We start from the raw sequence: 8,905 nt of genomic DNA, 5'->3' as shown, positions 1-8,905 counted from the left end.
GATTCAACTCAAAACAAAACTGACGCCGATAGAATACCGACGTCAGTATGTTGCTTAAATCTTAATATTCTGCCTTTAGGGGGCTTTTTTGTGCTGTCCGTACAATTTGGGGCAGTTCAAATGCCCACGCTTTTGTTTATTTAATTGTCATTGCAATAATGCTCACGCTTTTGTTGATTGTATTGTCATTGCGAGGAGCGAACACGCGTGTTCAGCGACGTGGCAATCTCATCCAAATGAAACTGTCATTGCGAGGAGTTTACGACGTGGCAATCTCATCCGATCAACAATCAAAAGATAAAGAATCCGAGGATACCGATGATAACGCCGATCGCGGCGCCGCCGATCACATCGCGGACAAAGTGTACGCCGGACAGGATGCGGGTCAGCCCGATGGCTGTCGCCAAACACAGCATGATGATACCGAGGGTGGTGTTGATGTAGAGGAAGCCCATCGCGATGATGAACGCGCTCACGGTATGGCGGGAAGGAAAGCTCTTTCCCAGCGTGTTTTTGTTGACCGCGGGCGTATAATCATATACCTCGTACGGACGCTTCGCGTTGATCGCCAGTCGTATCACGGAGATCAGAATCAGCGTGCATAAGGGGATGAGCATGAATTTCAGGAACAATACACTGCCGAATCCCTCGTTGACCGCTAAGGTCGCCAGCTGGATCGGATAGAAGATATACATGATCAGCGGCAGAACGTCATGCAGTGCCTTGATCGTTGTATTACGTGCTTTTGTCCCCGCAAAATACGCGTTGACATTCTTGTAGCTTTCGCCTTTCATTCCGCCACTTCCTTTCGTCATTTGATGTTGACCTTATCATAACAACCGTTTGTGTCGCTGATTAGAACAAAAAATGACTAATCTATTAACATTCTATGATTTTTCTTTGAAATCGTGCGATTTTTCCGAGAATATTACAGCGCTGTAATGATTTGACGCGCTGTAGGGAAGAATCCGTAGGGGAGGGGCTTGTTGCTCAGCCGCAGACGGCACCCCTCTGCCCTTCGGGCACCTCCCCAGCGGGGAGACACCTCCCGCGGCAGTGCGTTGGTGAATATGTTATGATGGTTAAGGAGATGTGCGTTTCCGTAGGGATGGTCATTGACCATCCGCATGGCAGAAAGGTTTCTCTCCTATCAACACCTTTCGATAACAGATAAGCCCGTCATTCTGCGGATGACCAATGGTCATCCCTACGGAGAAATTGATTTGCTACGCGTTTATGTGATAATTGCCGGTTAGCTTTCGGTACGCCGGCAAGCGCCGTACCTTACGAATCATGTTGTCATAATCATATTCATCCACTCACACTTCGATCCTCACATGATATTCCTCGAGCCAGTAGTCGACCTCGATCAGATACGCCAGTATTTGCGGCGCTTTCATTAACTGCCCGTACCACGGTGAGGTGATCTTTTCGGGGTGCTCCATGATCTCGCGGACATGGTCGGCGTCGATCAGCTCATTGATACGCCTTGTCGGGTCGCTCAATATTCTGTTCACCCTCTCGGCACACAATTTTTGATAGATCGGGTTATGTGTTTTGGGGTAAGGGCTCTTTTTGCGATAGACGATCTCCCGCGGCAAAATATCCTCAAACGCTTTGCGGATGATCCCTTTCTCTCTGCCGCCGTATGCCTTTAGCTGCCACGGCATGTTGTAGGCGTAGTCGATCAGCCGTGCATCGCAGAACGGCACCCTGACCTCCAGTCCGGAGTACATCGAACAGCGATCCTTGCGCTCAAGCAGGCATTGCATGAACCAATAGTAGTTGAGAGCGAACATCTCGCGCATACGCTTGTCGATCTTACTGTCCCGCGGCAGACTGTCCACCGCGCGGATCGTGTCGAGATATCGCTCACGCACATAGCTCTCACCCTTGGGCAGAACGCCGTCCTTTAAGATATAGCGGCGGATATCCTGCTCCCTCGACCACGGAAAGCAGTCTTCAAATAATATATCATGGTCATGATACCACGGATAACCGCCGAACAGCTCATCGGCACATTCGCCCGATAACGCGACGGTAAAATCCTTTTTGATCTCCTTGCAAAAGAGCAGTAGGGAAGAGTCGATGTCGACATAGCCGGGCAGATCACGCGCCTTGACAGACGGATAGAGCGCTTCGAGCACATCCTTGTTATCGAGAATGATCTCATGATGATGTGATTCCGTACTCTGCACCATCTTGTCGATATACTCAAAGTCGGCGTTCGGCTGAAACCGCGTTTTGGTAAAGTACCTTCGATTATCCGCGTACTCGACGGAATAGGTATGGATCGCGTACCGCTCACCGAGAGGGCGTGTTGACGTCGGAAGCAGCTCCGACTGCCTGTTATAATAATTGGACGCCGTCTGACAGATGATGCCGGAATCCAGCCCGCCCGATAAAAAGAAGCACATCGGGACGTCGGACACCAACTGCCGCTCGATCGCGTCCGTCAGGAGATACCGTATCCGCTCTATCGTCTGCGCTTCATTGTCCTCGTGCGGATGCGCCGTGAGCCGATAGTAGCGGCGCCTTTGCAGTTTTCCGTTCTCATATACCGCGTATTCGCCCGGCAGAAGCTCGCTGATCCCCTTGAAGATACCGTTGCCCGGTGTTCTCGCGGGACCGAGGAAGAACAGCTCATACAGCCCTTCTTCATCTACACGCGGCGCGATCATCCCGCTGTGAAAGATCGCCTTGATCTCGGAGCCGAACACGATCCCATCGGGATAGGTGTGATAAAACAGCGGCTTGACGCCGACTCTGTCACGACAGAGAAAGAGCCTGCCCGCGTTCTCCTCATATACCGCGAAGGCAAAGATCCCGTTGAGCTTTTCGGCGCATGCTTCTTTATAGTAGCAGTACGCCTTGAGCAGTACCTCTGTGTCGCTGCGCGTGCCGAATCCGAAGCCCGCGGTTTTCAGCTCCTCCCGCAATTCAGCGGTATTGTACAGCTCGCCGTTGTAGACGATAGTGTACTTCTCACCCTCATACAGGGTGCTCATCGGCTGTTGACCGTTCTCGGGGTCGATGACGCTCAGCCTGCGATGCAGCAGTGCCGCGTGACGGCGGATGTACTCGCCGTGCTCATCGGGTCCCCGTCGTTTCAGACTCTCCGACATCTTTTGTAATTCGTCCATCTTTTCTTTAAGATCGGCTGTGTGATCCAGCCAGCCTGCGATTCCGCACATATGTTACCTCCATATCAATATTCAATCCCCATTAAGCCTCCCTTTCCTAAGGGAGGTGGCACGGACACCTGTCCGTGTCGGAGGGTTGCTTCATAACAAGAGTAGTTATGATATTAAAGACGTTTGTATGAATCAGCGCCCCGCCGCCGATGTACCGATCCGATGAAACAGACGGAGCACAGCACCAATGCCGCCGATCCCGCCAGTGTAGCGGATTTGGCGACCGTCAACCCTGCGTCTGTTGAGTTGAACACCCCTTGCTCCACCGGAAAAATCATAAGATAACTATATGCCGCGGCAGCGGTGATTATTCCTTGAATGATTCTATATAAGAAAAATAATCCTTTGTTGACAAACAATCCATCCATCCCCGCGAACGCCTGTAAATGTACCGAGATCCCGCCGAATCCGATGAAGAACGCGATCATGTACAGCGGATAATGTCCGCATGATCTGTGACATCCCTCGGTGATCTCGATCAAGGCGGACACGACATCCGTGATCCTTTCATCGGGCGAGATCTCTCCGATCACCGCGATCATCGCCGTGCATATCACCACCATCCCGCACATCCGCAAGGTCGCGCGGGATGCGTCGGTGACGGAATCGATCAGCAGATTATGTGACACAAGCGCGTTGGCTGATCGCGGATGGGGAAGGGGTGTCGAGCGCATCGTCCTCCCGACGATCACGCCGGTAATCAGCACGCCGGTGATCTCGGCGCACAGCAGGAGGATGCCTGCCTGACGGTTGCCCAGTAACGCAGTCCCGACATAATTGATCAAAAAGCCCGGTCCCGCGCATACCGCGATATCGGCTGCCTTTTCCGCATCCGATCGGCTGATACCGCCCTCTTCATACAGCATCGCGGCACATCGCGCGCCCACAGGATAACCGCCCAAAACACTCAGCAGGATGACCGCCAACCCCGACGGCGGCAGTCGAAACAGAAAGCGCGACAGCTTTTCGAGTGGTCTAGTGACCGACACGGCAATACCGCTGCGGATCACCGCCGATGATAACGTCATGAACACATACAGCGACGGCACCAATACCTCGACGCAGAACAGGATCCCTTTTTTGATCCCGTCTGCGCATACTTGCGAATAGCTCAGGCAGAGATAACATCCGACCACGATCAACGACAAAGTGATTATTTTTCTGTATCGGAATAATTTTTTGTCCTTCATTTCACTCACCGATAATATATATGTGATCGCCGTCATAAAATGAATCGGTGATAACATGAAAGAACATTCAAAAGAGACAAAACGAAAATCCTCGTTTTTATCCACACTGAACGCGCCGTGTATCGAGCTCAGTGGAAATCGCGAGCTGTTGATCGAGGGCAGCAAGGGCGTGTTGTCGTATTCTGCCGATTCCGTGCGGGTCAATACCGGCGGCATGATCATCATTGTCGAGGGTCGCGAGCTGGATCTGCGCTGTATCTCGGACTCCGCGCTGATCATCGACGGCTTCATTATGAGGCTGAGCTTTACGGTGTAGCCTATGCTGTTGGATTTACTGCGTATGCTGCGCGGATGGGTCGAATTTTCCGTCAGCGGCAAATATCCCGAGCGCTTCATCAATATCACCTCACGCCACAGGGTACGCCTGTGGAAGGTGCGTCGCTCGGATGATCGCTTTACCGCCTGTATGTACCGTTCCGATTACCGCAGGATCAGACCCTTGGCGCGCGGTGCGGGCGTGCGATTAAAGGTCACGCAAAAAAGCGGTGTGCCGACATTGCTGTATCGTTATCGGGAGCGCGTCGGCATTCTGATCGGAGCGTGCGCGTTTGTCCTGTCGATCTTTGTGATGTCGCTGTTTATCTGGAGCGTCGATATCACGGGGCTTGAAACCGTCAGCAGATCGGAGATGAACGACGTATTGCGTGATCACGGACTGTATATCGGCGCATTCAAGCCCTCATTGGATTATCAAAGGCTGGCACGCGATGTGATGATCGAGCAGCATGAGATCGGTTGGATGGCGGTGAATGTGACCGGCTCCTATGCCTCTGTCGAGATCAAGGAGGAGGCTGTACCGCCCGAGGTGGACGACGTTTATTCTCCCTGCAACGTCAAGGCGAGATCGGACGGTGTGATCGTGCGGATCGAAGCCGCGGAGGGTGAGACATTGGTGATGGAAGGCTCCGGCGTGATCGAGGGACAGCTCATCGTCAGCGGCATCCGCACGGATGAGAGGGGTACCCACCGACTGGTTCATGCCGACGCGCGTGTGATGGCGCGTACCACGCGTCAGGCGAGCTTTTCGATGACCGGACAGATGAAGCTGCTGCGACCGAACGCGGAGGAAGCCGAACGCCGGGAGCTGGATTTCCTCGGACTGCGCTTGCCGTACCGTGTCGGCGCGGTCGATTCTCCGAACGCCGTGTCGAATACGACGACAGAGGTTCCCGCTCCGCTTGGGATCACCCTGCCGATCAGCGTAGTGACAGATCATGTCAGCGCCTTGTCGGAGGAGGAGATCATCCTTGACGATAATTCCGCAGGAGAATTATTGAATCGAGAAGCGCAACTGTATGAAGCCTTCGCTTTGCAGAACTGCGCGATCGAGTCCCGGGAATATCACATAGAGCATATCGGCGGTGTGTATACGCTGTACGCCACCTATACCTGTGTGGAGGATATCGCCTACACCGAGCCCATCGGTACGGATGAAAACACCGATCTCACGCCGTATGTCGCTCCGACTGAGAATAAAAAGTGAGGAGTTAGGAGTGAGGAGTTAGGAGTGAGGAGTTGGGAGTGGGAAGTTAGGAGTGAGGAGTTAAGAGTGGGGAGTTAAGGAGCTTATTTGTGTGCCGTTTTTGTCTTGTCTTTTTTTCGGTTTTGTGCTATACTGCACCTATCTCAAATATAGAAAGATGATTCTATGCGTATTATGTGTATCGGCGACGTTGTCGGCTCTGTGGGATGCGAATTCCTGCGTCAGCGTCTGCCGCGATTCAAGCAACAACAGCAAATCGATTTTGTGATCTGCAACGGTGAGAATTCCGCCGACGGCAACGGTATCACACCGCGTTCTGCCGAGCATTTGTTCACATCGGGCGTGGATTTCATCACGCTCGGCAATCACAGTTTCCGCCGCAAGGAGGTCTATCCGTATCTCGATGAACACCCGCACATCATCCGACCCGCCAATTATCCGACCTCATCCACTCCCGGATGCGGTTGGGCAGTGGTCGATATGGGCTTTACCTCGATCGGCGTCATCAACCTGATGGGACAGCAGTTTATGGACGCAAACCTCGACAATCCCTTTATCCGTGCGGATCAGATCCTCAAAGAGCTCGACGCGAAAATCATACTTGTGGATTTCCATGCCGAGGCAACGTCCGAAAAACGCGCGATGGGCTTCTATCTGGACGGCAGGGTGTCCGCGGTATTCGGCACGCATACCCATGTGCTGACAGGTGACGCGCAGGTACTGCCCGAGGGTACGGGCTATATCACCGACGTCGGCATGACGGGCGTGATCGACAGTATTCTGGGTGTGAAGAAGGAGATCATCCTCAGGCGCTTTACCACACAGCTTCCCGAACGCTTTGATCTGGCGCGGGGTGACTGCAAGCTCAACTGCGCGGTATTCGATATCGATCGAAACTCGGGAAAATGTACTGCCGCTCAGTCATATGAACTAATATAATTCCATTTTTCTTTTCTTTTTTTGTATACAAAATGCTTGCTTCTTGAGGCTTTTTAGTGTATAATAATACAAGTTTGTAACAAATAGTATTTTGTCATCTTCAGCGCTCGTATCATGCGCGCTGAAGATGTACGGAAAAAGGATGTGTTTACGTTGATTAACGGTGAAACTCTAAAACAAGCGATTATTTCTGGTGCAAATAATATTTCGTCTATCAAGGCGAGAATCAATGACCTCAATATCTTCCCTGTACCCGACGGTGATACAGGTACCAATATGTCGATGACGATCACAGCGGCTGCCGAGGCGCTCAAGGACGCCGAGCCTGTCGATGTATCCGAAGTTGCGAACATGACCGCTTCCGCTATGCTGCGCGGCGCTCGCGGCAACTCCGGCGTTATCACCTCTCTGCTGTTCAGAGGTATCTCCAAGGGTCTGGAGGGCAAGGCTGAGGCTTCCGGCGCCGATCTGATCCACGCGCTGGGTCTGGGCGTTGAGGCTGCTTACAACGCGGTCACCAAGCCCACCGAGGGTACTATCCTCACCGTAGCCCGCATGGGTTATGAGGCAGGCCTTGAGGCGCTGGATACTGAAGAGGATCCCGCCGTACTGTGGGAGATCGTCTGTGACGCTTCTCTGGAAGCGCTCGATTTGACTCCTACCCTGCTTCCTGTTCTGAAGAAGGCCGGCGTAGTTGACGCGGGCGGTAAGGGTATCCTGACTATCTTCGAGGGTATGCTCTCTGTTCTGCGCGACGGCGTAGTTGTCGAGATGAAGGAAGAAGAGTACGAGAAGGAAAACGAGGACGACTTCTTCCGTTCCGCCGCGGCTGAGTTTGACCAGGTCATCAACTTCACCTACTGCACCGAGTTCATCGTCGGTCGCAACGAAGAGTGTGAGAAAGAGCCCAACGACCTTCGTCTGTATCTCGAGACCATCGGCGACAGCATCGTTATGGTAGCGGACGACGAGATCATCAAGGTTCATGTACATACCGAGACTCCCGGCGACGCGCTCCAGCACGGTCTTGAATACGGTCAGCTCCTTACCGTCAAGATCGAGAATATGAAGGAGCAGCACAGAAAAGCGAAGGAAGAGCAGGAGAAGGCGAAAGAAAAGTCTGAGAAGAAGGCAGAACTCGTCGTCGCCGAGCCTACCGAGGAATACGGCTTTGTCGCTGTAGCGGCAGGCGAGGGTCTGAGCAATCTCTTCAATGAGCTTGGTTGTCAGAACGTCGTTTCCGGCGGACAGAGCATGAATCCCTCTACCGAGGATATTTACGCGGCTGTTATGGCGACTCCCGCCAAGTGCATCTTCGTTCTCCCGAACAACAAGAACATCATCATGGCGGCTCAGCAGACTGCCGCGATCGTTGAGGACAGAACGGTCATCATCGTTCCGACCCGTACCATCCCGCAGGGACTTTCCGCTATGCTGGTATTCGATCCCGATTCCGACGCTGAGACCAACGTTGATAATATGCTGCAGGCGGCTAAGAACGTATCTACCGGTCAGATCACCTTTGCGGCGCGTGACTCCGAGTTCGGCGCCAGAAGGATCAAAGAGGGCGACATCATCGGCCTGGATAACGGTAAGCTCACCGTTACTTCTTCTTCTCCGAATAAAGCGCTGTACAAGCTTGCTAAGTCCATGATCAACAAGGAAATGTCCTTTGTGACCCTGATCTCCGGCGAGGGCGTCTCTGAGGAAGAGGCTGCTTCCGCGGTCGAAATGCTCGAGAACAAGTTTGCCGATCAGGTCGACATCACCTACATCAAGGGTGACCAGCCCGTGTACTACTACATCTTTAGTGTAGAATAACGCGCGTCTTTATCTGACTCTATGATGAGTTCATCATAATCATGAAAGCGAACGCGGTAACCTCAATAAATAATAATGGCTGTTCCTTCGGGAGCAGCCTTTTTTTATAATAGTCATTGCGAAGCCCTTGACATGTATCAAGGGCTGTGGCAATCTCAACCGATTAATACGAAGCTTAACGATAAACTCTATCAGGCAGATCGGTCTAAAACCTTATA

At 52.5% G+C, this 8,905-nt stretch carries 7 protein-coding genes; 4 read left to right on the top strand and 3 right to left on the bottom strand.

Going from position 1 to position 8,905, the window contains the following annotated elements; genetic code table 11:
- Window positions 1–290: 290 nt before the first annotated feature.
- The 3 genes from JKK62_RS17325 to JKK62_RS17315 all read right to left on the bottom strand — a co-directional run bounded on the left by JKK62_RS17325 (window position 291) and on the right by JKK62_RS17315 (window position 4,384).
- Window positions 291–794, bottom strand: coding sequence for a phosphatase PAP2 family protein (locus JKK62_RS17325; protein WP_186833536.1), 504 nt, complete (start codon window positions 792–794; stop codon window positions 291–293).
- A gap of 525 nt (window positions 795–1,319) precedes the next feature.
- The gene (gene asnB / locus JKK62_RS17320) at window positions 1,320–3,194 is read right to left on the bottom strand and encodes an asparagine synthase (glutamine-hydrolyzing) (protein WP_186833535.1); all 1,875 of its coding nucleotides are present in this window, start codon (window positions 3,192–3,194) and stop codon (window positions 1,320–1,322) included.
- 113 nt (window positions 3,195–3,307) lie between these two features.
- Window positions 3,308–4,384 carry a hypothetical protein gene (locus JKK62_RS17315; protein WP_186833534.1) on the bottom strand — a complete coding sequence of 359 codons (1,077 nt, stop codon included), beginning with the start codon at window positions 4,382–4,384 and terminating at the stop codon, window positions 3,308–3,310.
- A gap of 55 nt (window positions 4,385–4,439) precedes the next feature.
- On the opposite strand from JKK62_RS17315, the gene JKK62_RS17310 reads away from it, so the two are divergent.
- The 4 genes from JKK62_RS17310 to JKK62_RS17295 all read left to right on the top strand — a co-directional run bounded on the left by JKK62_RS17310 (window position 4,440) and on the right by JKK62_RS17295 (window position 8,687).
- Window positions 4,440–4,700 (top strand): YabP/YqfC family sporulation protein, encoded by a 261-nt coding sequence (locus JKK62_RS17310; protein WP_186833533.1) that lies wholly within the window; start codon window positions 4,440–4,442, stop codon window positions 4,698–4,700.
- A gap of 3 nt (window positions 4,701–4,703) precedes the next feature.
- A complete protein-coding gene (locus JKK62_RS17305; protein WP_186833532.1) occupies window positions 4,704–5,927 on the top strand; it encodes a sporulation protein YqfD in 1,224 nt (407 codons plus the stop codon).
- A 165-nt stretch (window positions 5,928–6,092) separates the two neighbouring features.
- Window positions 6,093–6,866 (top strand): TIGR00282 family metallophosphoesterase, encoded by a 774-nt coding sequence (locus JKK62_RS17300; RefSeq protein ID WP_186833531.1) that lies wholly within the window; start codon window positions 6,093–6,095, stop codon window positions 6,864–6,866.
- A gap of 153 nt (window positions 6,867–7,019) precedes the next feature.
- Window positions 7,020–8,687: a DAK2 domain-containing protein gene (locus JKK62_RS17295; protein ID WP_186833530.1), complete on the top strand. Its 1,668-nt coding sequence runs from the start codon at window positions 7,020–7,022 to the stop codon at window positions 8,685–8,687.
- Window positions 8,688–8,905: the final 218 nt, after the last annotated feature.

The organism is Ruminococcus difficilis (assembly GCF_016680995.1).
Note: the sequence above shows the minus strand (reverse complement) of the source record. Positions and strands in the feature narration are given on the sequence as shown.

Excerpts from the sequence above, each read along its gene's own strand:
- JKK62_RS17325 (WP_186833536.1), bottom strand. The coding sequence starts at position 794 with ATGAAAGGCGAAAGCTACAAGAATGTCAACGCGTATTTTGCGGGGACA.
- asnB (WP_186833535.1), bottom strand. The coding sequence starts at position 3,194 with ATGTGCGGAATCGCAGGCTGGCTGGATCACACAGCCGATCTTAAAGAA.
- JKK62_RS17315 (WP_186833534.1), bottom strand. The coding sequence starts at position 4,384 with ATGAAGGACAAAAAATTATTCCGATACAGAAAAATAATCACTTTGTCG.
- JKK62_RS17310 (WP_186833533.1), top strand. The coding sequence starts at position 4,440 with ATGAAAGAACATTCAAAAGAGACAAAACGAAAATCCTCGTTTTTATCC.
- JKK62_RS17305 (WP_186833532.1), top strand. The coding sequence starts at position 4,704 with ATGCTGTTGGATTTACTGCGTATGCTGCGCGGATGGGTCGAATTTTCC.
- JKK62_RS17300 (WP_186833531.1), top strand. The coding sequence starts at position 6,093 with ATGCGTATTATGTGTATCGGCGACGTTGTCGGCTCTGTGGGATGCGAA.